General features: G+C 50.9%; 26 protein-coding genes. 14 read left to right on the top strand and 12 right to left on the bottom strand.

The window, feature by feature from the left end; all coding sequences use genetic code 11:
* Positions 1-156: 156 nt before the first annotated feature.
* A complete protein-coding gene (locus tag D568_RS0101290) occupies positions 157-1,014 on the top strand; it encodes a type 2 periplasmic-binding domain-containing protein (protein ID WP_020207747.1) in 858 nt (285 codons plus the stop codon).
* On the opposite strand, the gene coaD is transcribed toward D568_RS0101290, so the two are convergent.
* Both coaD and rsmD read right to left on the bottom strand, forming a co-directional pair.
* Positions 1,011-1,487 (bottom strand): pantetheine-phosphate adenylyltransferase, encoded by a 477-nt coding sequence (coaD, locus tag D568_RS0101285; RefSeq protein ID WP_020207746.1) that lies wholly within the window; start codon positions 1,485-1,487, stop codon positions 1,011-1,013. The two genes, D568_RS0101290 and coaD, sit on opposite strands and share 4 nt — an antisense overlap.
* Positions 1,488-1,523: 36 nt before the next feature.
* The gene (rsmD, locus tag D568_RS0101280) at positions 1,524-2,198 is read right to left on the bottom strand and encodes a 16S rRNA (guanine(966)-N(2))-methyltransferase RsmD (protein ID WP_020207745.1); all 675 of its coding nucleotides are present in this window, start codon (positions 2,196-2,198) and stop codon (positions 1,524-1,526) included.
* Here rsmD and ftsY point away from each other — a divergent pair.
* From ftsY to D568_RS20830, 7 genes are all read left to right on the top strand, one after another.
* Complete coding sequence (gene ftsY, locus D568_RS0101275; RefSeq protein WP_020207744.1) at positions 2,197-3,369, top strand: signal recognition particle-docking protein FtsY; 1,173 nt, start codon at positions 2,197-2,199, stop codon at positions 3,367-3,369. The genes rsmD and ftsY overlap by 2 nt on opposite strands.
* Positions 3,366-4,043, top strand: coding sequence for a cell division ATP-binding protein FtsE (gene ftsE, locus D568_RS0101270; protein WP_020207743.1), 678 nt, complete (start codon positions 3,366-3,368; stop codon positions 4,041-4,043). The genes ftsY and ftsE overlap by 4 nt, the downstream gene beginning before the upstream one ends.
* Positions 4,040-5,026 (top strand): permease-like cell division protein FtsX, encoded by a 987-nt coding sequence (ftsX, locus tag D568_RS0101265; RefSeq protein WP_020207742.1) that lies wholly within the window; start codon positions 4,040-4,042, stop codon positions 5,024-5,026. Before ftsE ends, ftsX begins: the two co-directional genes overlap by 4 nt.
* A gap of 157 nt (positions 5,027-5,183) precedes the next feature.
* Positions 5,184-6,044: an RNA polymerase sigma factor RpoH gene (gene rpoH, locus D568_RS0101260; protein WP_020207741.1), complete on the top strand. Its 861-nt coding sequence runs from the start codon at positions 5,184-5,186 to the stop codon at positions 6,042-6,044.
* 75 nt (positions 6,045-6,119) lie between these two features.
* Entirely contained in the window at positions 6,120-6,494 is a 375-nt protein-coding gene (locus D568_RS0101255; RefSeq protein WP_020207740.1) for a DUF423 domain-containing protein, read from the top strand.
* A gap of 4 nt (positions 6,495-6,498) precedes the next feature.
* The gene (gene trmB, locus D568_RS0101250; RefSeq protein ID WP_020207739.1) at positions 6,499-7,197 is read left to right on the top strand and encodes a tRNA (guanosine(46)-N7)-methyltransferase TrmB; all 699 of its coding nucleotides are present in this window, start codon (positions 6,499-6,501) and stop codon (positions 7,195-7,197) included.
* Positions 7,198-7,235: 38 nt separating this feature from the next.
* Entirely contained in the window at positions 7,236-8,003 is a 768-nt protein-coding gene (locus D568_RS20830) for a CPBP family intramembrane glutamic endopeptidase (protein ID WP_169334777.1), read from the top strand.
* On the opposite strand, the gene D568_RS18825 is transcribed toward D568_RS20830, so the two are convergent.
* The gene (locus D568_RS18825; RefSeq protein WP_020207737.1) at positions 8,000-8,719 is read right to left on the bottom strand and encodes a substrate-binding periplasmic protein; all 720 of its coding nucleotides are present in this window, start codon (positions 8,717-8,719) and stop codon (positions 8,000-8,002) included. The genes D568_RS20830 and D568_RS18825 overlap by 4 nt on opposite strands.
* Positions 8,720-9,004: 285 nt before the next feature.
* On the opposite strand from D568_RS18825, the gene D568_RS0101235 reads away from it, so the two are divergent.
* The 4 genes from D568_RS0101235 (at position 9,005) to D568_RS18820 (ending at position 11,940) form a co-directional block, all read left to right on the top strand.
* On the top strand, positions 9,005-10,087 hold the full coding sequence (locus D568_RS0101235) for an endonuclease/exonuclease/phosphatase family protein (protein WP_020207736.1): 1,083 nt from the start codon (positions 9,005-9,007) through the stop codon (positions 10,085-10,087).
* Positions 10,088-10,129: 42 nt separating this feature from the next.
* A complete protein-coding gene (locus tag D568_RS0101230; protein ID WP_020207735.1) occupies positions 10,130-10,852 on the top strand; it encodes an SIMPL domain-containing protein in 723 nt (240 codons plus the stop codon).
* 99 nt (positions 10,853-10,951) lie between these two features.
* The gene (locus D568_RS0101225; RefSeq protein ID WP_020207734.1) at positions 10,952-11,551 is read left to right on the top strand and encodes a hypothetical protein; all 600 of its coding nucleotides are present in this window, start codon (positions 10,952-10,954) and stop codon (positions 11,549-11,551) included.
* Positions 11,542-11,940 (top strand): GGDEF domain-containing protein, encoded by a 399-nt coding sequence (locus tag D568_RS18820; protein WP_020207733.1) that lies wholly within the window; start codon positions 11,542-11,544, stop codon positions 11,938-11,940. The genes D568_RS0101225 and D568_RS18820 overlap by 10 nt, the downstream gene beginning before the upstream one ends.
* Here the strand turns inward: D568_RS18820 and fghA are convergent.
* Complete coding sequence (fghA, locus tag D568_RS0101215; protein WP_020207732.1) at positions 11,900-12,736, bottom strand: S-formylglutathione hydrolase; 837 nt, start codon at positions 12,734-12,736, stop codon at positions 11,900-11,902. The genes D568_RS18820 and fghA overlap by 41 nt on opposite strands.
* On the bottom strand, positions 12,733-13,860 hold the full coding sequence (locus D568_RS0101210) for an S-(hydroxymethyl)glutathione dehydrogenase/class III alcohol dehydrogenase (RefSeq protein WP_020207731.1): 1,128 nt from the start codon (positions 13,858-13,860) through the stop codon (positions 12,733-12,735). The genes fghA and D568_RS0101210 overlap by 4 nt, the downstream gene beginning before the upstream one ends.
* Before the next feature lie 102 nt (positions 13,861-13,962).
* Between D568_RS0101210 and D568_RS0101205 the strand changes: the two genes are divergently transcribed.
* Both D568_RS0101205 and D568_RS0101200 read left to right on the top strand, forming a co-directional pair.
* The gene (locus tag D568_RS0101205; protein WP_020207730.1) at positions 13,963-14,847 is read left to right on the top strand and encodes a LysR family transcriptional regulator; all 885 of its coding nucleotides are present in this window, start codon (positions 13,963-13,965) and stop codon (positions 14,845-14,847) included.
* Positions 14,848-14,926: 79 nt separating this feature from the next.
* Complete coding sequence (locus D568_RS0101200; protein ID WP_020207729.1) at positions 14,927-17,062, top strand: methyl-accepting chemotaxis protein; 2,136 nt, start codon at positions 14,927-14,929, stop codon at positions 17,060-17,062.
* A 23-nt stretch (positions 17,063-17,085) separates the two neighbouring features.
* Here D568_RS0101200 and D568_RS0101195 read toward each other — a convergent pair whose 3' ends face one another.
* From D568_RS0101195 to D568_RS0101165, 7 genes are read right to left on the bottom strand one after another with little or no spacing between them, the layout of a single operon-like run.
* Positions 17,086-18,285, bottom strand: coding sequence for a BatD family protein (locus D568_RS0101195; protein WP_020207728.1), 1,200 nt, complete (start codon positions 18,283-18,285; stop codon positions 17,086-17,088).
* Entirely contained in the window at positions 18,278-19,885 is a 1,608-nt protein-coding gene (locus D568_RS0101190) for a vWA domain-containing protein (protein ID WP_020207727.1), read from the bottom strand. The genes D568_RS0101195 and D568_RS0101190 overlap by 8 nt, the downstream gene beginning before the upstream one ends.
* Positions 19,878-20,867 carry a VWA domain-containing protein gene (locus D568_RS0101185; RefSeq protein WP_020207726.1) on the bottom strand — a complete coding sequence of 330 codons (990 nt, stop codon included), beginning with the start codon at positions 20,865-20,867 and terminating at the stop codon, positions 19,878-19,880. Before D568_RS0101185 ends, D568_RS0101190 begins: the two co-directional genes overlap by 8 nt.
* Complete coding sequence (locus D568_RS20825) at positions 20,864-21,343, bottom strand: DUF4381 domain-containing protein (protein WP_020207725.1); 480 nt, start codon at positions 21,341-21,343, stop codon at positions 20,864-20,866. Before D568_RS20825 ends, D568_RS0101185 begins: the two co-directional genes overlap by 4 nt.
* Before the next feature lie 3 nt (positions 21,344-21,346).
* Positions 21,347-22,291: a DUF58 domain-containing protein gene (locus tag D568_RS0101175; protein ID WP_026286773.1), complete on the bottom strand. Its 945-nt coding sequence runs from the start codon at positions 22,289-22,291 to the stop codon at positions 21,347-21,349.
* A gap of 8 nt (positions 22,292-22,299) precedes the next feature.
* Positions 22,300-23,277, bottom strand: coding sequence for an AAA family ATPase (locus D568_RS0101170; RefSeq protein ID WP_020207723.1), 978 nt, complete (start codon positions 23,275-23,277; stop codon positions 22,300-22,302).
* A 16-nt stretch (positions 23,278-23,293) separates the two neighbouring features.
* A complete protein-coding gene (locus tag D568_RS0101165; protein ID WP_020207722.1) occupies positions 23,294-25,606 on the bottom strand; it encodes an ammonia-forming cytochrome c nitrite reductase subunit c552 in 2,313 nt (770 codons plus the stop codon).
* Positions 25,607-25,777: the final 171 nt, after the last annotated feature.

Raw genomic sequence — 25,777 nt, 5'->3', positions numbered from 1 at the left:
ATTGCTGAAATTCGGCCGCCGAAATAATGCCCGAGACTGTAACCGGTTTCAAGACAATATTCCTTGAGTAAGCTCTGCCACACGCCCTGGCTTTTATCGCCATCTATTAGGCCTTCAGGTAGACTTTACGCTATGACAATGACAAGACCTTGAGCAATGGCGGCAGACACCTCAAAGAGCACCCAGCCCTTATACCAATTCTGGATTATCGCCATCTGCTGCACCTTATTGGTTTCATTGCCATGCCACTCGCAGCCACTGCCAGATCATCTGGTTTTTTCCACCGGCACTATGACCAAAAAGCGAATTGAACACGAAACAGCGGCGATAAAGCTCGCACTGGAAAAAAGCCGCGACCGTTATGGCGATTATTTATTCGACGTCGACCGCACCAGTTATAGCCGTACCCGCATTCTTCGCAGCTTACTGACTGGCCGCACCATCAATACTATCTCCGCCCCCGAGCAGATTTACTTTAAAGAAAGCGCCAGCCCGCCCCTATTAATTGTTCCTGTGCCACTTCTGTACGGCACCCTGGGCAAACGTCTACTCATTGTTAAACGTGAAAGAGTTTCTGAATTTAACAACCTTAATTCCAGAGCTGAGCTGGCGAAATACTCCGCAGGCCTGGGTTTTGATTGGATAGACACTCAGATTTTTGCCCAAAACCAGCTCCCGTTCACTACAGGTACAGACCCGCAACAACTTTTTACCATGCTGGCGCATGAGCGCTATGATTATTTACCTTTAGGAATGCTGGAAGCTGACGCAGCCCTTGAAGCGTCAGGCATGAGCCAGCAATTGGCAATTGTAGAAGACCTCCTACTGGAGTACCCATTACCCGTTTATTTACAGTTAAGCCCGGACCAGACAAGGTTAGCTCAACGTTTAGAGTACGGCTTAGAAAAGGCGACTCAGGATGGCAGCTTAAAAACCCTGTTTGAGCAGTACTATGATGCTCAGCTCGAAGCGTACCGCGACTTTCGTCGAATCACACTCCCTGCAAATGACTAAGTAAACTTAGACTTCAAGGCTCGCTCCACTTCCGGCGTAACAAATTTGCTCACATCGCCGCCCAATGCGGCAATTTCACGCACAATCGAAGAGGAGATATACGATAAATGCTCAGCAGGGGTGAGAAACAGGCTTTCCATGCGCGGGTCTAGGGCGCGATTCATATTCGCTAACTGAAATTCGTATTCAAAATCCGACACGGCACGCAAGCCCCGCAGCACACCATGGGCACCGCGATCGTGGACAAACTCCACCAGCAAGTTGTCAAAGCCGCATACCTCAACGTTATCCAAATGGGACAAGGTTTTTTTAACCAAATCAACCCGGGCGTTTAAATCAAATAGGGGTTGCTTTCTTGTGCTGGCCGCGACGGCAACAATAACGTGATCAAAGAGCCGACAGGCGCGCTCCACCAGATCCTTGTGGCCGTTGGTAATGGGGTCAAATGTGCCTGGATACACGACCTTGCGCATAATTTTATTCTCTGCTGACGGTTTGTGGGGCGGATACTACAAAATTCGCTCTGGCGTTTCCACTCGGTAAAGACAATAGCGCACATTGCCTGCGCGCTTATCCCGATGCAAATGCCAGTGAGATGGCACTTGATACGGACAATCTGTACCCGACTCAATATAGACCATGGCCTCCTTCGCCAGCCAGGGTGTCAACCGATCAATGCACACTTGCCACAAATCAGCCGCAAAGGGTGGATCGAGAAACACCACATCAAAAGGCTCTTCCACTGTTTGCTCAAGCAACTCCACAGCGTCCCCCTGGTGCAAGCGCCCCACACTTTCTTTTAATATGCTCAAACTGTCGGATATACACGCCACTGCCCGATTGTTGCGCTCGCACAGCAACACATGCCCTGCCCCGCGGGAAATAGCCTCAAACCCCAAAGCGCCAGACCCGGCAAACAAATCCAGGCAGCGCGCGCCCGGCAGGTGAGGGGCCAACCAATTGAACAGCGTCTCGCGAATACGGTCACCCGTGGGCCGTAACCCCTCTACAGAGGCAAAGGCTAATTTGCGACCGCGATGCCGGCCACCAATGATCCGCAGTGTTTGGGTTTGATTTTTTTGCGCTCTGTTACGGGAATTAGCCACCAGTTTCTCTCCACCGTCCTGAGAAGTGGTAGGATAGCGCCTTTGTTGATCAGCGATAAGGGTTAGCACTCCCGCCATGTTTTTTAAGCGCTTTAGAAAAAATACCAACTCTCAGGAGAAAGTCGCTCAGAGCGAGCCGCAAACACCTGAGAATGCCGCCGAGGCGGAACCGTTAGCCGAGCCCGCAGAATCAGAGGTAAAGTCTGAGGCTGAGGCATTGGCCGAGCAGCCCACCGAGCCCGCTGTTGCGGACCCGGAGCCTGCTGCCGAGTCGGGTACCGACGAAAACACCGACCTCGCTACACCTGAGCCCGAGGCACCGGTGAAAAAAGAAGGCTTTTTCAGTCGTATCAAACGCGGCCTGTCACGCACCAGCAACAATTTTTCTGAAGGTATCGGCAATCTCTTTTTGGGTAAAAAAGAGATTGATGACGAGCTTCTGGAGGATATTGAGTCTCAGCTGCTGGTTGCCGATGTGGGCATGGAAGCCACCGAACAAATCATCGAAGACTTAACCGACCGGGTAGCGCGCAAGCAATTGGCCAACCCCGAGGCACTGTTCAGCGCGCTCAAGGCATCCCTGCGTGACTTACTCGAACCGGCCGAACAACCTCTGGCAATCGACACCAGTCACCAGCCTTACGTAATTTTGGTGGTCGGCGTAAACGGCGTGGGTAAAACCACCACCATCGGCAAACTTGCCAAGCGACTGCAAAACGAGGGCAAATCGGTGATGCTCGCCGCAGGTGATACCTTCCGCGCCGCCGCCGTGGAACAACTACAGGTGTGGGGCGAGCGCAATAGTATTCCTGTTATTGCCCAGCACACCGGTGCCGACAGTGCTTCGGTCATTTACGATGCCGTGCAAGCGGCCAAAGCTCGAAACATTGACGTTCTAATCGCCGACACCGCCGGTCGCCTGCACAATAAAGACCACCTAATGGAAGAGCTCGCCAAGGTTCGCCGAGTGATGGGCAAGCTGGACGACAGCGCGCCGCACGAAACCCTGCTGGTACTGGATGCGGGCACAGGGCAAAATGCGGTCAGCCAAGCCAAACACTTTATTGAAGCGGCCCAAGTGTCGGGCATCGCCCTCACCAAACTCGACGGCACCGCCAAAGGCGGCGTTATTTTTGCCCTCACCAAGCAATTCGGTTTGCCGGTGCGCTTTATCGGTGTAGGCGAAGGTATCGACGACCTGCAACCGTTCAGCGCGCAACCTTTTGTCGAGGCACTGTTTAACCAGTGATTCGTTTTGAAAACGTCAGCAAGCGCTACGACACCGGGCAGGAAGCTTTAAGCCGGGTCGATTTTCATATCGCCCGCGGTGAAATGGTGTTTTTAACCGGCCACTCAGGCGCGGGAAAGAGCACCCTGATGAAGCTGATTATGCTGATGGAAAGACCCAGCCATGGGCAGGTATTGGTTGGCGGACGCCAAACCAACCGCATTCGCGGCGCGGGGATTGCTCACTTTCGCCGTGACATCGGCGTGGTGTTTCAAAACCATCAGCTGCTTTTTGATCGCAGCGTATTCGACAATGTCGCACTGCCGCTACAAGTCGCAGGCTTTCAGGTAGGCGACATAGGTCGACGTGTACGCGCCGCACTGGACAAGGTCGGCCTGTTGCACAAAGAAAGGCAAAACCCCATTACTTTATCCGGGGGCGAGCAACAACGTGTTGGCATCGCCCGCGCTGTCGTTAACAAGCCCGCGCTGGTGCTGGCCGACGAGCCCACGGGCAACCTGGACCCAGAACTATCGGCGGAAATCATGACCTTATTTCGCCAGTTTAACGAGCTGGGCACCACACTGGTTATTGCCACCCACGACATCGACTTAATCGGCCGTATGAACAAGCGCGTGCTGAGTCTGGCCAACGGCCGAGTCACCTCTGGCGCCGCCCCCGGGGGGAGCCAGTGAAGCCACGCACCAAAACAACGTCCCGTCCGCAGGGCGCCGTACACAGTAGAACCCAGTGGCAAGACAAGCTCAGCGCCTGGCAGGCTCACCACAGTACATGCGCCATCGAGAGCTTGATGCGCCTGCTGCGCAGCCCGCTGCAAAGCGTCCTAACCTGGCTGGTAATTGCGGTTGCCACGGCTTTACCCGCAACCCTTTATGTAGCTCTGGAGAATATTCAGGCGCTGGGCTATCAATGGCAGGACTCCAGTCAGATTTCTGTGTTTTTGCGCCGCGATGCCAGCGCCCAGTCGATCACCGAGTGGCGCCAACAGCTCGCCTCGCGTCAGGACATCGCCGAGCTGACTTACGTTAGCCCCGAGCAGGCCATGAGCGAATTTCGCCAACACTCAGGGTTGGGGGATGTACTAGACGATTTAGAGCAGAACCCTTTGCCGCCGGTGCTATTAGTGCAACCGGCAACCACTGCCAGCCAGGGGGCCGCCTTAGAGACACTTTTATCCGACCTGCAAGCTCATCCGCTTACCGACGATGCTCGCCTGGACATGATGTGGGTCCAGCGCTTGGAGCAACTGCTGCTGCTCGCAGGCCGCACGGTCTTTTTCCTCGCGCTCTTGCTGGTGCTGGGCTTACTGTTAGTGATTGGCAACACCATACGACTCGCCATTGAAAGCCGCCGCGCCGAAATTCTTGTGGTCAAACTGGTGGGCGGCACCAATGCCTATGTGCGCCGCCCGTTTTTATACACAGGCCTTTGGTATGGCTTGGGTGGAGGACTGATTGCGCTGATATTACTGGCCGCTGGATTGTACTGGCTGTCACCACCGGTTTCTCAATTAGCCAGCCTGTACCAAAGCGATTTTAAACTTGAGGGGCTGGATTTTATCACCAGCGCGCAGCTGGTATTACTGGCTGGATTGGTAGGATTGGCCGGTGCCTGGCTGGCGGTTGGCAGACACTTATCCGCCATCGAGCCGCAATAAATGAGCTTATGCTGTAAATAAGGGTTAAGAGCCTGTTTTATATAGCATTTAAATGAACTTTAGGTTATTGGAACTCTCTAATCAGTAGTGCTAGACTAACCGGCCCTCTGGGTATATGTGAGGGCTAAAACAAGGTACCACTTGGGAGTAGACAACTATGGGCACAAGCCTACAGCCATTAGGAAATATCGCACCCGGCGCTAATCTAAACGCCTACGTGCAGGCTGTCAGCAGTTTTTCCGTCCTTTCCGTGGAGGAAGAGCAGTCACTCGCTGAAGACCTTTACTACAACGACAACCTTGACGCCGCACGCAAACTGGTGATGGCGCATCTGCGTTTCGTTGTTCATATCGCCCGCTCTTACAACGGCTACGGTCTGCCGCTGGGCGATTTGATTCAAGAAGGTAATGTCGGCCTGATGAAAGCCGTAAAGCGCTTCAACCCAGAAAAGGGTGTGCGCCTGGTTTCTTTCGCCGTGCACTGGATCAAAGCCGAAATTCACGAATACATTTTAAAGAACTGGCGTATTGTCAAAGTGGCCACCACCAAGGCCCAACGCAAACTGTTCTTTAACCTGCGCGGCGCTAAAAAACGCCTCGCCTGGCTTACCAACGACGAAGCCAAAGCCGTTGCCGAAGACCTTAACGTTGAAGTGAAACATGTCCGCGAAATGGAAGGACGCCTGTCCTCCTACGATGCCGCTTTCGACGCCCCCGAGGGCGACGATGACGACAGTAACTACGTGGCACCAGCGCACTATCTGGAAGATAAGCGCCAGGACCCAGCAGCCCAGCTAGAAGCAGCGGACTGGGAAGAAAACAGCGTTAACGGCTTAGAAGCTGCCATGGCGCAACTGGATGACCGCAGCCGCACTATTTTGCAACGCCGCTGGCTCAGCGACAGCAAAGCGACTTTGCACGATCTGGCCGCCGAATATGGTGTATCCGCAGAACGGATTCGTCAGCTGGAAAAAAACGCCATGAAAAAAGTAAAAACCATGATGCTGGAAGCGGCGTAACCGCAAAATCAGCAAAGGTCAAAAGGCCGCGCACCGCGCGGCTTTTTTGTGTCAGCGACTTAAACGGTTCCACTCATGCCACAGCTTTTCATTACCATCGCTGCCGCCTTCGGCTTTATCTCGGTAGCGCTCGGCGCTTTTGCCGCTCACGGGCTGAAAGGCAAGCTGGCTCCCAACCTGTTGGCCGCCTTTGAAACCGCGACCCAGTACCAGATGTATCACGCACTGGCCTTACTGGCTGTGGGCCTGCTTATCAAGCATCAACCCTCAAGCTGGCTGACGACCACTGGCTGGTTATTTGTCGCGGGTACCGTGCTGTTTAGCGGCAGCCTTTACGGGCTTGCCCTTACCGGTATTCGCCTGCTGGGCCCTATTACCCCTATCGGCGGAGCCTGCTTTTTAACGGGCTGGCTTTGCTTGTTTATCGCCTCTGTAAAACTGATTAAGTAACCTCATGAACGAAGAGTTTCGCCCCGAGTACAAAAAAAAATCCATTCGCAGCTTTGTGATTCGCGCCGGACGCATGACCGAAGGCCAGCGCAAAGCGTTTGAAGCCCACTGGCCCCAGTATGGCTTAAGCTTATTCAATGGTTCGCTCGACCCGGAGATTACCTTTGGTCGTAAAGCGCCACTGGTTTTGGAAATCGGCTTTGGTATGGGCGACTCATTACGAGAAATGGCCCTAAACGAGCCAGATAAGGACTTTGTGGGTATTGAAGTGCACCCACCCGGCGTCGGCCGCTTAATTTACACCGCGGCTCAGGATGAGGTTCGCAACCTAAAGGTCTATATGGCCGACGCCACAGATGTACTGGAAGATTGCATTGCCGACAACAGCGTTAGCCGCTTGCAAATTTACTTCCCCGACCCGTGGCATAAAAAAAAGCACAATAAACGCCGCATTGTGCAACCGGGTTTTGTGCAGAATATTCGCCGTAAACTTGCACCGGGAGGCGTGCTGCACTTAGCCACTGACTGGGAAAACTACGCCGAACACATGAAAGAAGTAATGGATGCGGCGGAAGGTTATCGCAACACCCAGGCAGACGGCAGTTACTCGCCTCGCCCCGACTACCGCCCGATTACCAAGTTTGAAAAGCGTGGTGAACGATTAGGCCACGGAGTTTGGGACCTAGTCTACGAAAAACTCTAGCAGGCAAATAACGAGAGGTGTTGCGAGGAATCTTCATTGTGCCAAGGATTGTTACCCAGCCAACGCCTCTTTGTTTTTCGGTGGCAACGAGTGGAGTCATTTTACTCGCTGCAACCATCAGCTGGGCGGCCGGAGCGCTGCCCACCGTTTGTTTAATCGGCCTGGCTTTGTTGCCTCCCGCTCTTTATGGCTTGCAACACCTCACTGGGCTTGCAGCCGCAGGGCTTTGGCTTTTCAGCCTGGGCTTAAGTTTCTTTATCGCCACTTATCGCCCCGAAAACTTTCACTACCCTTTGATCCACCACTTTACTGAACTCAAGTTTGAGCTGCATCTAAACTTGGCCAAGGTGCTAACAGGCTACCTATTATTGGCCTGGCTCTGGCAACAGGGCTCCTCCAAAAGACTGGAACTATGTCTGCCATTAAGCCTGGCCAGCAGCACTGCCATTATTGTAACTGCCTGGTGGCTATTTAATTACCAATGGGACCCCAAGTGGCCAAACGGGATTTGGTGGTTCTTGGCGATTAATTTAGGCGCAACGGTTATAGCCGAAGAGGCGTTTTTCAGGCTAGGGCTGCAGAAATCTGTGTTGCAAATGACCGGCTCAAGCCCTTTCGCCGTTATATTCAGCGCCGCTGTTTTTGTTTTGGCCCACGCCCCTAAGGACGTGGCCTCAGCACTGTTATTCAGTTTAGCCGGACTGACTTATGGGTTGGTTTACAACTATACCGGACGATTCTCAGCCGCTGTCTTAACACACTTCACAGTTAACGCCCTGCATTTCTCCCTGCTCAGCTATCCCTAGTTCGAGCTATCTATAACCCAGTCATCGATACCGTATTTGTGCAAAATCTCCGCCAGCTCGCCGGTGTGACGAGCTTCATTCATATACTCAGTAATCCAGCGTGTATAGGTATCCGACCTGGCCCCAGCCGGAGAGAACGCGATATACACTTCACTGAACATATCAGTGTTCTGGACGCTGCCAGCAAGGACAAAGCGGTTTTGAAAGTTGTTAGCGGAAATCCAGTGGCGCATAACATACTCATCCTCCAGAAGAGCATCTATGCGCTTGCGTATCAACATACTCGCCCCACGCAATAGGGGATCATCGCCAGATAATATGGTGACTCTTGATGCATTTACCTGATCGTGAATGTATGCCTCAATTTGCTCGCCATAACTATAACCCCCAATAACCCCTAAGCGCAGATCCCGCAAAGACGAGATTCCCGAATAGCTCCAGTTACTGGAGTTTTCAACCCAAAAACCGTTACGCATTTGCCCCTGCGCAATTGCAGGAAATTTAAACCCTGGTGCTTCGACCTTGGAGGCACCGATGACGCCGTCGAAAGTACCTTTTTGTACCGCATGTAACGCACGCAGCCAGGGCATTATTCGGTAATTAACTTCGACACCATGCTCGGCGAATGCACGCTGCGCAATTTCTACCATAAACCCTGGCGCATCAGAGCCCGGTTCGCAATTGTAGGGACACCAGGAATCCGCTACCAACGTCACAGTCTCCGCCTTTAAAGGAGGGCAAAGTAACCACAACAACAAGGTAGACATAGCAACATGAAGTGTTACGGCGATATACCTCATAGACACCCAGGCTTGGCAGAATTCATCAATTTACATTGAGCACGATTCTTGAATGCATCAGCTTACGGCACAATGTCGTCTGTTAACAGAGACAAAACAATTATCGAGAGTAATTTATGCGCTTATTTTAAGTAAAATATACACTGTATTGCAGCACACTCCAGCAGACTGTTACTTACAACAAGGAATCTGGCCTTCCCAATGCTAACTTTCAACTTCACTCTAACCATCATTTTATTGCTAACCACCCTTATCCCACTTTTACACTTATCTTATTGGCCCGTACGTGTTCTAGACTTCCCTAGACTGCAAATTGCTTGCTTGTGGGTAGTACTTTTAATTACTGAACTGTTTACCTTACCTCTGGACAGCCTGTTCAGCTGGGGGCTGATTGCTGTAGGCGTCGCCGCCCTCACCCGGCAACTTTGGTGGATCATTCCCTATACTCGCTTAGCGCCCACTGAGGTAAACCCCGCTCCGCATCATCCACATATACCACGCATCAAACTGTTAACGGCTAATGTGCTAACCCCTAACCGACAGGCCGAAAAGCTGCTCAGTCAAATCCAGGAACATAAACCAGATATTGTGGTCACTTTAGAGTCAGATCAGTGGTGGCAAAACCAGCTGGACGCTTTGCAGCCAGAATACCCTTATACTCTCAAATGTCCTTTAGATAATCTTTATGGAATGCACCTCTATTCACGATTACCATTACACGACGCCAGCATCGAGTATTTGGTGGAAGAGGATAAGCCCTCAATGCATGCTCAGGTAGAGTTAGCCAGCGGGGACAGGGTTCGCTGCCATTTTCTTCACCCCGCACCACCAAGCCCCACTGAAAACAGCGAATCAACGGAACGGGACGCTGAGCTATTGGTGGTCGCTCAAAAGCTGCGAAACCAGAAGAATCCTGTCATTGTCACTGGCGATTTAAACGATGTAGCCTGGTCTAAAACAACTCGCTCCTTCCGCACCGTCAGCCGTCTCTTAGACCCAAGGATTGGGCGGGGCATGTTTAACACGTTTCATGCCAAATACAGACTATTACGCTGGCCACTGGATCATGTATTTCACTCAAGTCACTTTTCTCTAGTGCGAATGTTTCGTCTCAAACCTTTCGGCTCAGATCATTTTGCTTTATTTACCGAACTGGCATTCACCCCCGCTGAGTACCAGCAGCAGGAAGCGCCAGAAGCTACGCAACAAGAAGTTGAACTCGCCCTCGATAAAACACAAGAAGAGTCAGTGTCACCCAAAGATGTACCCACACCAGGAAACTAAACCTTTAAGACTTTACTCAACCCCTGTCACTCAGGAGACTACATGATTAAACTAGCCAATTTTTTACTCAGCGTATCACTGATACTGGCCTCTGGATCCAGTCTTGCCCAATCAATGCCCGACTTTCCTCACATTAGCGTCACCGGTGAAGCTAAAATCGAGGTTGCTCCGGACATGGTCACACTTCAGTTTCAAATAAGCGCAACAGAGAATGACGCCAACCAAGCAGTCGATGTCGTCACACAGCGAGCCTCTGATATCGTGAGTTTGGTTAAAGAAAAGGGCTTAACTCGTAAAGACATAGAAACCTGGGCAATCGATAAACAAACTCGGCGCGAGCGTGACCCCGCAAGCGGGCTGCTAAAGATTACAGGGTACGAAGTCACTCAACGGTTCATTCTTCACATTAACGGTCTGGAGAAATACGAAGCAATTGTTAATGAACTGTTACGCATGCCCAATACCGAGCGCCTAAATGCCGAGTTTGATGTAACTCAGCGAGAGTCTCTCACCCGTGAATTGACCGCCAAAGCAGCGAAAGATGCGAAACGGCGCGCGCAAGAGATGGCCTACGGCCTGGACGTAAAGATCAGCAGCGTATACGCCATCAGCCAAGCAGGAGACTTCAGCCAGCCTTTGGCCAAGTTTGCCATGAGCGAAGCACAGTATGACCGTGCCGGCGGTGGTGGGCGGTTTGAGCTTTTTGCCCCTCAACATATTACGCTTGAAAAGCATATCAGTGTGATCTTCCAGATTACCCCCTAACCCACTTTCAGTCATTCGCTGATCATTGTCGCAGCAGCGAATGACTGCTATGTTTAGTACTCCACTTCCGGGCAGGCACGAACGAGGGTGCCCTGTTCTATGCTAAAAAAGTTACGAGAAGATTTTCGCCTCGCCATGGCGACGTTGTTATCAGGTTGCGCAGTTCTGGCTATTGGCCCCTTTGCCATAATTCGTGCGCTAAAAGGTGATTGGGTTATCGCGGGCCTTGATGCTGTGATTACTCTGGGTGTGGCGAGTATGTTTCGCTATCACCTGATTTACGGACGCTCTGAGGCGTCCAGTATTATCGCCGCAAGTTTCTACAGTTTGGCGGGGCTGGGTATGAGTTACCTGAACCCACAGCCAATGATATATTGGATGTACCCAATTATTCTGGCGAACTTTTTTCTGCTTAATTTGCGGGCAGCAATAATAATTAATGTCGTGTTATTTTTTATGCTATTGCCATTAGCGTCTCACTTCCCCGAGCAGATGGAATTTTTTGACTTAATGGTATCCATTGCTCTGGTAGCAGCATTTGCCGGAATTTTTGCCTGGAAAACAGATGATCAACACCAATTATTAGATAATTGGGCCCATATGGACGCTCTTACCGGCGTAGGTAATCGCCGAAAGTTCTTCGCTACACTCAACAAAAAAAGGAGCTCTCACCAAGCGCTCTTATTCTTATGGATCTAGACCATTTTAAAATAATTAATGATCAACACGGCCACGAGGCAGGAGACAATACTTTACAATCTGTGGCGACACTTATTAAAAGTCGGCTGCGATCAGAAAGTGATGATGTGTATCGCTACGGCGGCGAAGAATTTCTCCTGCTTCTCAACAACACAGAGCTTTCAGGAGCCTGCCAGCTAGCCGAGGCCCTGCGAGGGAGCATTGCAAGCACATTAGGTATTACAGCCTCATTTGGCTGCGCCCAACATAAAGAGGGCGAATCCTGGGATGACTGGATTGAACGGGCAGACCAACAATTATACGAAGCCAAAAATGCAGGCCGAAACATTGTTCGGCCCGCATTCAACACTACAAATGGCTTATATGAAACCGAAAATGCTCCTCAATAAAACTGGCGATAAAATAATAGCTGTGGTCATATCCAGGCTGCAGCCTGAGAGTTAGCGGATAACCACTCTTATCGGCTGATTTTTTTAACGCATCAGGCTTTAGCTGCTCAGTCAAAAAAGAATCACTCTCGCCCTGATCAACCAAAGCCGGAACACTTCCACCCGCCGCCATCAGCTCACTCGCGTCATACTCTTTCCACAACCGGGTATCATTACCCAAATAATGTGTAAAAGCCTTCTTACCCCAAGGGCACTCCATTGGATTACTAATGGGGCTAAAAGCCGTAACAGAGCTATAGCGCTGAGGGTTTTTAAGAGCAACCGTCAAGGCCCCATGCCCCCCCATTGAGTGTCCACTAATGGCACGCTTACCTGTTACAGGAAAATATTTTTCAACCAAGTCCGGCAGTTCATTCACCACATAATCGTACATTCGATAATGCGCAGCCCAAGGCTCCTGGGTAGCGTTCAAATAAAATCCTGCCCCTAACCCGAAGTCATAAGCCCCCTCAGTATCATCAGGCACGCCATCCCCTCTGGGGCTCGTATCGGGTGCGACTATGGCGATCCCCAGCTCAGCAGCCACACGCTGTGCCCCCGCCTTCTGCATAAAATTCTCGTCGGTACAGGTAAGCCCAGACAACCAATAGACCACGGGCACACTTTTACCTTCGGACACCACAGGCGGTAAGTAAATGGCAAATTCCATGTTGCAATTAAGTACTTCGGACTTATGGGCATAGCGCTTGTGCCAGCCACCGAAACATTTATTACTGCTAATGGCCTCTATACTCATTTCGCCTCCTGCTGAAAGTGAATGACGCTACGAATGCTCTCACCTTCGTGCATTAGGTCAAAGGCTTCGTTGATATCATCCAATGGCATAGTGTGAGTAATGAAGTCGCTGAGCTTAAATTTACCCGCGAGGTAATCCTCAACAATACCCGGCAGCTCTGTGCGACCTTTTACCCCACCAAATGCTGTACCGCGCCAGACTCTTCCGGTTACCAACTGGAAAGGCCGCGTGCTGATTTCCTGCCCGGCGCCGGCAACGCCAATAATGACCGACTCGCCCCACCCTTTATGACAGCACTCCAGCGCTGAACGCATCACATCCACATTGCCGATACATTCAAAGGAGAAATCCACACCGCCATCGGTTAGCTCGACAATCACTTCCTGAATAGGCTTGTCGTAATCTTTCGGATTTATGCAATCAGTGGCGCCCAGCTGCTTGGCCAACTCAAATTTCTTCTCGTTGAGGTCTATTGCCAGAATACGGCCCGCACCGGCCATGGTCGCGCCAATAATGGCCGACAGACCAATACCGCCCAAACCAAAAATGGCGACAGAGTCTCCTTTCTGCACTTTGGCTGTATTAAGCACAGCGCCCATGCCTGTGGTGACACCGCAGCCGAGCAGGCACACCTCTTCTAAAGGCGCCGATTTGTTTACTTTGGCCAGCGATATTTCGGGTAATACCGTGTATTCCGAGAACGTCGAACAACCCATATAGTGATAAATAGGTTCGCCATCTTTATAAAAGCGGGTGGTACCGTCCGGCATTAAACCCTTGCCTTGAGTTTCGCGAATTTTTTGGCACAAGTTGGTTTTCCCAGAGGTACAGAATTTACATTCGCCACATTCGGGGGTGTAAAGAGGAATCACATGGTCCCCCACCTGCACACTGGTCACACCCTCGCCCACTTGCTCGACAATACCGCCTCCCTCATGACCTAAAATCGCGGGCCAGTTACCCTCTGGATCATCGCCCGACAACGTAAAGGCGTCGGTGTGACACACACCACTTGCGACTACTCGTATCAATACTTCACCGGCCTTGGGCGGCATCACATCGACAACTTCAATGCTTAAAGGCTTTCCTGGCCCCCAGGCCACGGCTGCACGGGACTTAATCATCTTGTTCTCCACTCATTCATCGAAAACCACTATTGTAATTACCTACAGCAAAGTAATAATAGCCACATACAGCAAAACATTTTTACACACGGGTAATAATATATGGGCACTTGGGATGGCATCGAAGAGTTTGTAGCGGTAACGGAGAGCGGCAGTTTTACCGCGGCCGCCGATAAGCTGGGCATGTCTATCGCCCAAGTCAGCCGCCAAATAAAAGCTCGCGAGGCCCGCATGAATACACGCCTGCTCAACCGCACAACTCGCAAAGTGGGTTTAACAGAAGAGGGCCAGGTGTTTTACCAGCACTGCCGCCAAATACTCGATGCCTTGGCCGGTGCCGAGAATGCCCTTGATGACTTACAATCCAGCCCCACCGGGGCATTGAGAATGACCGCCCCGGTGTCATTTGGCGAGCAGTACGTCGCCCCGCTGATCAATGACTTTGCCTGTCAACACCCTAAGCTTCGTATCGATCTGCGGCTCACCAACCAGCGCCTGGACTTAATGGACGAGGGACTCGACCTGGCCCTTCGACTTGGCCCCCTAGAGGACAGCCGCGTAATTGCCCGCAAGCTATGCGAAAGAACGCCTATCGTCTGTGCCGCGCCCGACTATTTAGCCCGTGCCGGACAACCTTACAGCCTGGAAGAACTCTCGCAGCACAACTGCCTTCTGGGCACTTTAGACTATTGGCGGTTTAGCGAGAACGGGCGCGCGCGCACGGTTCGTGTTAATGGCAATTTACGCTGCAATAGTGGCCCCAGTCTGGTCGATGCTGCGTTAAAAGGGTTAGGGCTTATCCAACTTCCTGATTATTACCTGCAAAGTGAGTTAGCACAGGGGTTATTGATTCCGTTATTACAAAATTATGCTCCTGGACAAGAAGGCATTTGGGCGCTTTACCCGCCCAGCCGACGACTGTCCCCCAAAGTTCGACTGCTGGTTCATTATCTAGAAGCTCATCTGGCCCCGAGGTTAACAAATTAACCCAAAATAGAAATTTTTCTCAATTTTTCCAGAAGACTCCCGATAACTGAATATGCTTTAAGGGTTCCCGGAGAAAAACATGTTCCGCTCACTAAAAACGAAATTGCTGAGCGTGATTGCCATCGCGTTTGTCCTCTTGCTAGTGATGTTAGTCGCTCAACTGGCCTACAGTCTCAACGGCATGAAATCACAGCTTGTTGAGCAAACACAGAAGACAATGGAGAAGGAGGTACTCGGCCGCCTGCAAAGCGAAGCCTCTAGTTTAGGAAACTCGATATCAGGTTATCTCAATGGTGTGTTTAGAGTTTCCGATACACTGGCTAACAGCCTGGCGGCCAATGTTGCGGAGACCGAGTCAACCACCGAGCCCTTAAGTCGCTCCCAACTCAACCAGTTAGTGGCCGAAACACTGCGCAGCCATCCTGATATCAGCGCTCTATACGCGCAATTTGAAGCCAATGCTTACGACAGCTCAGATAGCGATTACCTGAACACCGATGCTTTACATACCGTTCCCGATACCGGTGGTTTAGAGATTTATTGGATTCGTGACAAAAATGATCAACTGGTTCAAGAACGGGTGGTCGACTCCAGTGAAAAATATCTGCAAGATACTGATGAGTTCGGCCAACGCGAAGCCGAATGGTTTTTATGCTCAAAGGATACAAATAATGCCTGCATGCTCGAGCCCTATTTTTACGAAATACGGGATGGCTACAGTGAGCTGATGACCAGTCTTACCAGCCCTATAATCGCCCAAGGAAGTTTTCGCGGAGTGGTTGGAATCGATATCAACCTGCCCATTATTCAACGATTAATTGATCAATTACAAAAAGAGCTGTATCAAGGCCAAAGCCGCGTCACCCTGCTCAGCGAAAAAGGGTTAATTGTCGGCTCCAGTGAATACACCAAGCACCTCACCCGACCACTCAAAGAAGCGCGTGACACCTTGAACGGACAACTGCTGAGCCTTCACCAAGAGCGCCATCAGTTTTTACATAAGGATGGAATTTATTACGTCTCATCTGCGTTAACGATTACGTCCTCTGGTACCACTTGGTCATTGCTTCTTGAGTTACCCGACCAAGTGGTTCTCGCCTCTACCGCAGCACTGACGAAAACCATTGATGATAACCTTGCCTCACTTTTACGTACCGAGATTATTATTGCCCTGCTCAGCACTGCGGTTATCATGTTTGTATTGCTCTTTTTAGTGCGCTCTATTGTCAGCCCTATCCGCCAGCTCGATGAACGTGTGCACAACCTCGCCAGTCAAGAAGGCGACCTGAGCCGCAGTATTGAAATACAAACCCACGCAGAGCTGATGTCGTTAAGCCAGGGGTTTAACGCCTTCATTACCAAACTACGGCACATGGTGCTTGAGCTAAAAAACATTGGCGCAAGTGCTAAAAACTCAGCCATTCAGTTCAAGACCATTAATGCGCGGGCGGCTGAAGCTACGGGAGAGCAACAAAAAGAAATTGACAGCGTCGTCACTGCTACCAATGAAATGTCGCAAACAGCCTCCAGCGTATCTCAGCTAGCAGCGGACGTAGCCAGCAATGCAACGCGTTCGCTGGATACCGTTATCAATTCTCGTGAATCGCTGGCCAGCTCGGTCACCCAAGTCGAAGCGCTAACTCAAGACATGCTGTCTGCCAGCGATAGCATTCGCGACGTATCAAACCGTACCGAAGACATAAACCGTATTCTTGACGTTATCCGGGCCATTGCAGAGCAGACCAACCTACTCGCCCTGAATGCGGCTATTGAAGCCGCGCGCGCTGGCGAGCAGGGCCGTGGTTTTGCTGTGGTTGCCGATGAAGTCCGTAGTCTCGCCAGTAAAACCCAAGACAGCACCAATGAAATTAACGATTTAATATCCAATCTCAAAGAGGGGGTAGCTCGTTCAGTAGCGATCATTGCCAGCAGCAATGAGAAAGCCGAAGATACAAAACTCAACACTCAGGCTTCTTACGAATCTCTTAAAACAGTGGTTGAAGACGTTAACGCCATTGCAGACAACATTACCCAAGTGGCAACCGCTGCAGAAGAGCAAAGTGCAGTCAGTGAAGAAATCAGCCGAAACTTAACGATTATCGGCGACGCCGCAAACCGTCTTGCAAGCATGACGACCGAATCCGATCAAGCGGGCATTGAACTGGAAACTATTATGCAACAATTGGATGAGCAGCTGACGTCACTGCGCACCTAGGCAATTCGCCAAGGCTAACGCGGCTAAGGGTTAAGCGGTTGCAACTTTGTGCGCTTGCTACTCTGCATTTGTTGCAGCGCATGGCGATAAGCGTTTAGCTGCTCTACCATCTCGCTGGTTGTTCCAACTTGAGATTTCGGAAGATAAATTCGCGCCTCTAATGCCAGCATAAGCGCGCTGTATTCTTTTTGCCGCGAAGTTTGATGACGTAACTCAGCAGGCCAACTATTGTGCCACTCATGTAAAGCTGCTTCACAGCCTCGAGCGGGTTTTACCAGAGCCTCGCGCGCCCGACGAAAACGTGCAGGCTCGGTTTGCTGATACTTTTTATAGCGCTGCCTCAGCCAGCGAATCAATAGCGCAAAAATCAGCAACCCAAACATCGCCAGCAATAGGTAAATCATTTTTTCCGCCGCTGTAGCGGGCGACTTGGCGATCTCAAACACTCGCCCCTCAGCTGTGACCTCTATCATCTCGCCCGAGCTGGGCTGATAATAACGCAGTGAGATGTCAGCAAAAACCATCTCTCCCGACTTTTTAATCAACACATCCTGCTGCTCGGTGCGCACACCGTTAACCTGTCCATCATCTACTTCATCCTTACTCACCGGGCTTCGCTGATAGGATGAAACGGTGTCACCTTCGAACGCTTGTAATAACGGCGGTAAAAACAAGGACGAGCTGCCACTGACTCGAGCAATCAGCGAGCGGCTTACACTGTCACCTACTGTTAACTGATCTTGCGCCGTAAATGATTGCTGCAGATCAACATCATCGGCAATGATTAATGGTTCCAAATTCCGCGCCTCTGGCGGTATAAAGGCATTAAAGGTAACCGGCGGAGGCGTAACTTCAATGCTTTGCGATGCGCCATTTTCACCACTAAAGTGCAGCGTTAAAGGCGTAAAATTTAACGTAAAACTACCGGCCGCCATAGGCACCACCGTGTAATCTTTGACAATGCCGGACCAGGTTTCGCCGTTGACGCGCTCTGATACAGGGTAAGAGCTTTTATTGGTGGTAAGGCTGATAATATTCACCGCCTCAACCTCGTCAAAATACACCGGCTTAGTAAACCATGTGGGTACCAGAATTTTGACCGATAATGTGTTTATTTGCCCCACCATTACCTGCTCATCACTAACTGCTGAGGTTATTCTTGGCTCAGCCACAACCGACCAGGAAATAAAGCACAACACCAAAACAACTATCATTTTATTCACGACCACCTCCCGGGCTGTTTACCTCATTGGCAAACTGAGCCGAGAGAAAATCACTCATATCCGAATCTACGCTGCGCATCCACTGCTCTCGCGCGTCTTCCGATAATGTATCCCCTACTTGGTACTCTTGAGTTTTACCGCCTTCTTTTTCGGGTGCGGCTTTTTTATCGTCTACTTCCAACGATACACTTTGCTCTAAATCGATATTATCTCCGGCGTCAATCAGCTCCTGAATAATAGCCTGGGTAATCGCAAGATTACGCTCTGCTTTGGCAAACTCGGGATTTTCTTTTAGCACCTGCTGATAAGCGGCGACAGCCTCATAGTATTGATGCCCTTTTAGCAACGCATTGGCTCGGTTGTACATAGCTTCAAGGCTGCCAATTGTGGCAAATAAGTTTGCGGCCTGACTGTATTTACCCTCTTCATAAAGCGCGGTAGCTTTCCACATGGGGTCGTCAAATACTTGCGCCGCCCGTTCAAAATGATTCTGCTGATAATGCCAATAGCCTTGTTGATCGGGCGTAACAAACCAATCCAGAACATCGGCGCGCGCTGTTTGCGGCTGCACGGTAAAGCCGATAAACACTGCCACCAACACCGGGGCCGCACCGCGCGATCCAACCTGAGCGCCAGTGGAGGTAAACCCTTTGCGGAACCACAGCGCCATTAGCACCAGTACCGGCCAGATAAAATACCAGGCCATGTCCTTATAGGGAGCGTCGGAATTCTCACGCAGGGCACGACGCTGTAACTCACCCACTGACTTATCCAAAGCCAATAAATCCTGATTATTCAAAGTAACTTTCTGAGTAATAACGTGGGGCAGTTCTGCGACGATGGTGGGATTCAACCCAAAAGTTAACGACCGTCCTCGCTCATCGCTCTGGTAGGCGCCACTCTCGTTGACAATAACGCCTCCTTCTTCAGTGGCAAATTGCCACCAAATGAACGGCGTCTGGCTCTGCTTTAATTTTTCCACTTCGCCCGGCTGCAGGTTATCAGCCATCAGCACCACTACCCCCTCACCCGCACGATCGACTTCCTGTGTGGCCAGAGCGATGGCGGCAGCCGCGTCGTCCGCGCCCAGCGAATCGTTGTTGGGCATAAGGTCGGGGCTCAGCGCCTCTACAAAGGGCTGAAATACGCGATTGTCTTCGGTCATTGGCAGCACTTTGTGACTGCTATCGGCATAGACAATTAATGCGGTTTTTGCCCCGGCACGAAACGAGAGTAAGTCGGTTATTTTTTGTTTTGCACGGGTCAACCGATTCGGTTGGATATCGTTGGCCAGCATGGTTTTCCCCAGCTTTAAGACCAATACAATAGGAGGTGACTGCTGTTGATCATCCACCGTTTTATACCATGCTGGACCGGCTGCCGCGATCACCAATAACAAGGAGAGAACGGCAACCAGATCAACCGGTTTAAATTTATCCCGCAAGGTTTGACGAGGAGTTAATGCTTTAACCAAATGCGCGGGGATATGCTCCTGCCAATTGGCTTTGCTTACTAAACGCCTACGCAGCATCCAATAAAGCAGGGCCAGCACAGGCAAGCTCAGTAAGAGCTCGGGGCGCAAAAAATGAAAATCAAACATGGCGGCGCTCCATCAGCAACACACGGATAACACTGATGATAAAGGACAGGATTAAAAGCCCAAGTGCCGCCACCAGCGGGTAAACTAACAGCGCCTGCTCGCTGCGCTGTATGGGCTTTTCACTGGTGGTCGCGGCGATTTTATCGATTTCGGTATAGACCTGGCTCAGAGCGTTTGAATCTTGAGCCGAGTAAAATGCCGCCCCTGTGATCTCGGCAATTTTTCGCAAGGTATCAAAGTCCACCCGATACTGTCCCTCTCCATGCTCATCGCCAATACCAATGGTAAATATTTTAACTCCGTCTTCTGCCGCAATATGGGCGGCATTTAAAGGTGACATTCGCGAACCAGTATCGGCACCATCGGTAAGTAGAATTAACACCCGATCTTTTACCTTTGAGGACTCAAAATGTTTAATGGCCAGCCCTATAGCATCCCCAATAGCGGTATGCGGCCCGGCTATTGATACAGAGGACTCTCGCAGAATTTCTTCAGCGCTGGCCAAGTCCTGAGTAAAGGGCACCTGTATATAAGCGCGGGTACCAAATACGATTAAACCTATACGGTCTTCACTGCGGTCGCTGATGTATTGCGATACCACGTTTTTAACTGCCTGCAAGCGCTGGATTGTTTCGCCATTGGTATCGGGAAAATCTTTTTCTCCCATCGAGCCGGATAAATCAATTGCCAGCATAATATCGCGACTGATCACTTTTTCCTGAATAGGCTCGCCCAGTTTTACCGGCTCGGCGAGTGCCAATACCAAAAGCACCCACATTAATAACCCGGCGATAAGATCCCACAGCGGCTTAGTAAACACTTGACTGCCAGCCCCAACTCTCGCACCTGACACTTCGGCTGCCAGATTAAAAAATGGAATTCGGATCGCAAGCGCACGCTGGCGCAGGGCTGGCAACAAAAAATAAGCCAACAACGGAATAGGCAACAGAGCGAGAAGCCACAAGTGCTTAAATACGATCATGTAGCCACCGTATAATTTTCTAACCAGTAAATCGCCTGTCGCTTAAGTGCTGCACGATCAAAATTGTGGCTTTTGCGTAAGAGGTAGAAGTCAGTAAACGTTACCCGGTTATCCACCCGAGCATTTAAATATTCACACCATGGCTCGCCCGTCAAAGCCGCCACTTCTGTACGCGGCGTATGACTCAGCAGACAGCGTTTAAGAATCGCGCTGATTTCGAGAGGGTTGTAATCATCACCCAAAGCGTTAATCTCGGCAATCGCATAGAGGCGATAGCGATTTTGATAACGGCGGTAATAGCGCCAGCCTAACAGTAAACCCAGCAACAACAATATCAGGCCCATTAATACCCACCAGCCAGGCCCCTGAGGAATCATAGATATCGGATCGGCGGCTTCCAGCGGTTGCATTAACTCAAACAGCTGGTAAATCTCCAGTCCTTCCAGATCACTGTTATCGGTGGCGTTATCACCCATGACTTACCTCCGCACCGCCAGCGCTTCGGCCATCTGCATAAAAGTATCGCCTGCGGTGCTTAACTCCATCACAGACAGGTTTATTCGCTCGCGCCAGTGGCCAATTTTCTCTACTCGCTCGGTGAAGCTACTTTGCAATTTGGCGTGAGTCTGGCGGTGACTGGTATCTAAAGTCATTTGTAAACGGCCATCGCTGACAACCATTTGCATATTTTCTGGCAGAGCGCGCGCCATGGGATCAACCACTTGCACTAATACGACATCATTGTGCGCACTCAGCTGGCCGAGATAGTTTTCTGTTTGAGCGTCAATCTCATCAAAGTCACTGATCACGATAATCAACTGGTCGTGACCGGCCAGTTCCGCGGCTGTTTTAAGCGGCAGGTTCAAGTGCATGGGCTTAGCGGCCGGCTCATCACAATTAAGGGCGAGATTGCATTCAGCCAGCGCGCGAATTATTTGCTCTAACGAGCGAGCCCTTTTACTGGGCTTATACGCATGTACTTCGTTGTCGTTAAACAGTACCGCGCCTACTCGGTCACCACGTTCAAAAATACCGTAAGCACAGAGCGCAGCGGCCTCGCTTGCAGTAACAGATTTCATGTTGTGCTCGGAGCCAAAAAACATGCTCATTCGCTGATCCACAATAAGCAGCGCCGAGCGATCTTTTTCTTCTGCATACACACGCACATGGGGCTTACCTGTACGGGCGGTGACACGCCAGTCCATGGTACGGATATCATCACCGACGCGATAATCACGCAGCTCTTCGAAACTTAAGCCTCGCCCACGCATACGCGATCCGTGCCTACCGGAGAGAATGCTTTTACTGTTGTGACGGGGCAGAAAATGGAGTTTGCGAGCATGTCTTTGCAAACTTTTTAAATGTGCAAAGTCTGTATAAATTCTTGGGTCAAGCTCAGCAGTCACTTTTGGGGTTGTCGACATGTCGCCCCCTAAGGTAATGCAACCAGCTCGATAATTTTATCAATTACGGCATCGGCATCCAGACCAGCCCCCTGGGCTTGATAACTGAGGGCGATACGGTGGCGCATAACGTCTTTGGCAATAGCGCGAATATCTTCGGGGAGTACATCCGTTCGACCATTTAACCAAGCCTGGGTGCGGGCGCATTTATCCAGCGAGATGGACGCGCGAGGTGAGACACCGATATCTATCCAGCTTGCCAGTTCGGTGTCGTATTTTTCAGGAGTTCGAGTGGCATAAACCAGGTCTGCCATATATCGAGCCATAGCGGGATCTACACTAATCTGGGCTATTTCTTGGCGGGCCGTAAAGATAACGCTTTGCTCGGTTCGCGGATTTTCGCTGTGCGGTTTAGCACCCTGAGTCTGCTGCTCTTCAAGACGCACCAACTCAATCACTTTGACTTCATCTTCGACCGTCGGGTACTCGATGTTGATTTTCATTAAAAAGCGATCCAGCTGCGCCTCGGGTAAGGGGTAAGTCCCCTCCTGCTCCACCGGGTTTTGCGTGGCCAGCACCATAAACAACGGCTCCATGGCGTGGCTTTTACCATTAACCGTTATCTGCCGCTCTTCCATGGCTTCCAACAGCGCTGACTGTACCTTAGCCGGGGCGCGGTTAATTTCATCGGCTAATACAATGTTGGCGAAAATGGGGCCGGGGTCAAAGTGAAATTCGCCGCCATCGGGTGTCTGATGAAAGACTTCCGAGCCGGTAATATCAGACGGCAGCAAGTCGGGAGTAAACTGCACCCGGCTGAACTCGCTTACCATATTTTTTGCTAGGGCTTTAATGGCTCGCGTTTTCGCCAGCCCCGGTAGCCCCTCAAGCAGTAAGTTACCATTGGCCAGTAAGCCAATCAGCAAACGGTCGACAACTTCTTCCTGGCCAATAATGCTGGCCGCGATGCGTTTTTTTAGCGCCTTGATTTGCTCCAGTGTGTTCATACCGACTCTTTCACCCTCAATCCTTTTGATACTGTTCCAGTTCCCGCACCATCTGCTGAATTTGCGGATTACCAGGCACCAGCGAGTTTAGCTTTTTAGCGTAGAATAATGCGCGATCGTATTGTTTCAGCTGTGCATACAGACCTGACATGGTGTAACTAATGTCAGGGTTGCCAGGCTGCAGTTGATACGCCTTTTGCATTTGCATCACCGCATCTGATATACGCCCCATATCTTGTAGTAACAAGCCGTAGGTGTAAATAAAGTTAGCGCTGGTGTCAGAAGCGCTGGCCGCCGCTTGCAACTCAGGTAAAGCTTTTTGTTTTTCACCTTGGCGAATATAGCTCATGGCGAGTGCATAGCGCACCGTAGAGGCGTTGCCATTTACCGCAAGCGCTTGCTTGAGTACTTCTTGGGCTTTAGTTTCATTTTGGCGCAGCCGGTATACATCCGCCAAATTAACGTAGGCGGGCATAAATATCGGTTCAATTTCAATGGCCTTTCGATAGTGGTTTTCAGCGCTTTTTGCCCGTCCCAACTCATGCTCTAAATTACCCAGGTTGGTGTGCGAGAAGCCACGATCAGACTGGTAGGCCTGCACCTCACGATATTCTTCCAGCGCCTTTTTTAATCGCGCTTTATCGCTGTCATTTAATGCCGTTTCCGGGGGCTGCACTAACATACGGGCCAGCGCACGAGCGGCCTCTGCGCGAATGGGTAAATGCTCGTCATTGAGCAAGGGACTCAGCATGCGCCATTTATCGGGATCGGGATAATTAGCCGCTGCGGTAATAGCCGCCTGCCGTTTAAGCGGGTCTTTATCACGTACCGACCGGGCTATGGCTACCACCGCATTGCGACCTGGCGTCTGTGCCATGCGGTACAAAGCCGATGCACGAATGATATCTGGGTAACGCGAGTCCTGTGCGATTTTGGTCAACTCTTGTCCGGCGTCACTGGCCCCGGTATCACCTTTATGAAAAGCCGTAGCGAAATGCTCACTTCCCATCCGCGTACTGTCCGGGTGCCACTGACGAATTTGCTCCTCGGCCCACTTGGCCGTTTTATCCTCATGGCAACTGTTACAGGCGTTGGGTATTTTCAGCGACTGACTTAAATCCGGGCGGGGAACTTTAAAACTGTGGTCACGCCGTGGGTCAATCTGCATATACGTTGTGCTGGGCATGTGGCAGTCAACGCAAGCGCTGCCTACAGCACCCGCCGGATGCCCATGGTGGCTACGGTCATCATACGTCGCTTGAGTATGACATTGAGTGCACACCTGATTGCCGGGCAGCTTTAACTGTCCAGAGTGAGGGTTATGGCAGTTGGTACACGTCACTCCGGCCTCGTACATTTTGCTTTGCGTGAACGATCCCCACACGTAATCCTCATCCCAAATCTGGCCATCAGCGTGATACAAGCCTTCCGTAATCAGGGCTGGCTGATAAGTGTGATGGTAGTCATCAGGAGCTTTACTGTCCGAAAAGGCCGCTCGACGCGAATGACAACTGGCGCATACCTGCACTTGCTGACTGGGCTTAATTTCAGCAATAGCCTGCATCAGCCCCTGATCATTCTCGCGGAACATAGGCGTTTTTGTGCCTATATAAGAGCTGTAGCCCTTATTTGCGATGGACTCGTCGCCAGCCGCCCACTTTAGGTGGTTCTCGGCGCTGCCATGACAGGCGGCGCAACTGACGTTAACCGCTGAATAAATGGAGTTATAGGATTGGGTTGCCACGTCAAAGCCTTTGCGAAAATCCGTCGAGTGGCAATCGGCACACATCTGGTTCCAGTTCTGCCCCATATTGGACCAGTGAAACTCGTCGCTCGGTGTTTGCTCTGGGTGTAACACAAACCAGCGCTGCCCCCCCTGCTCTTTGGGGCGACTGTCCCAAGCGAAGGGGAAAAACTGAAATTTTCCTTTGCCCGCATCAAACATGTATTGCTGCAAAGGTTCATAACCAAAGGTGTACGCTACCGGGAAGGTCTGCTGTTTGCCATCCAAGCCCGGCATGGTGATAAAAAGTGTGTTGTCACGCTGAGTAAAAGTAGCGGTTTGTTCCAGATAAGCTAAAGACTGATTATCAAAATTACCCAAAGCCCTGTTTGGGGTGGCAGGTTCCATAGCGTGAAAGTGATGCGAACTCTGCCAGTCTTTGACTTGCTGTTGGTGGCAGCTAGCGCATTCAGCTTTAGGCTTAGCTCCACCACTGTAACCATAGCTAAAGCCATAGCCACACAAACTCACCATACCCGTTATAGCGGTTAGCAAAACAACCACTTTTTTGCTGCGCCACTTATTTTTCAGTCGTCCTAACGCCACCCTCAGCCCCACATTACTACTTGCTTATTACGATAGGTGTATTCTGGCACAGCTTACCGGTATAAAAATAGCGGCTCCGCTGGCTAACAACTTTATGGCCTTGCGAGACCTCGCCTTCATGACATTGTTATGACACATAAAAAAGTAGCGCATGCCTTGGGCAAGCAATAA

This window comes from Gilvimarinus chinensis DSM 19667, assembly GCF_000377745.1.
Classification (GTDB): Bacteria; Pseudomonadota; Gammaproteobacteria; order Pseudomonadales; family Cellvibrionaceae; genus Gilvimarinus; species Gilvimarinus chinensis.
This window is presented reverse-complemented; position numbering and strand designations above follow the sequence as displayed.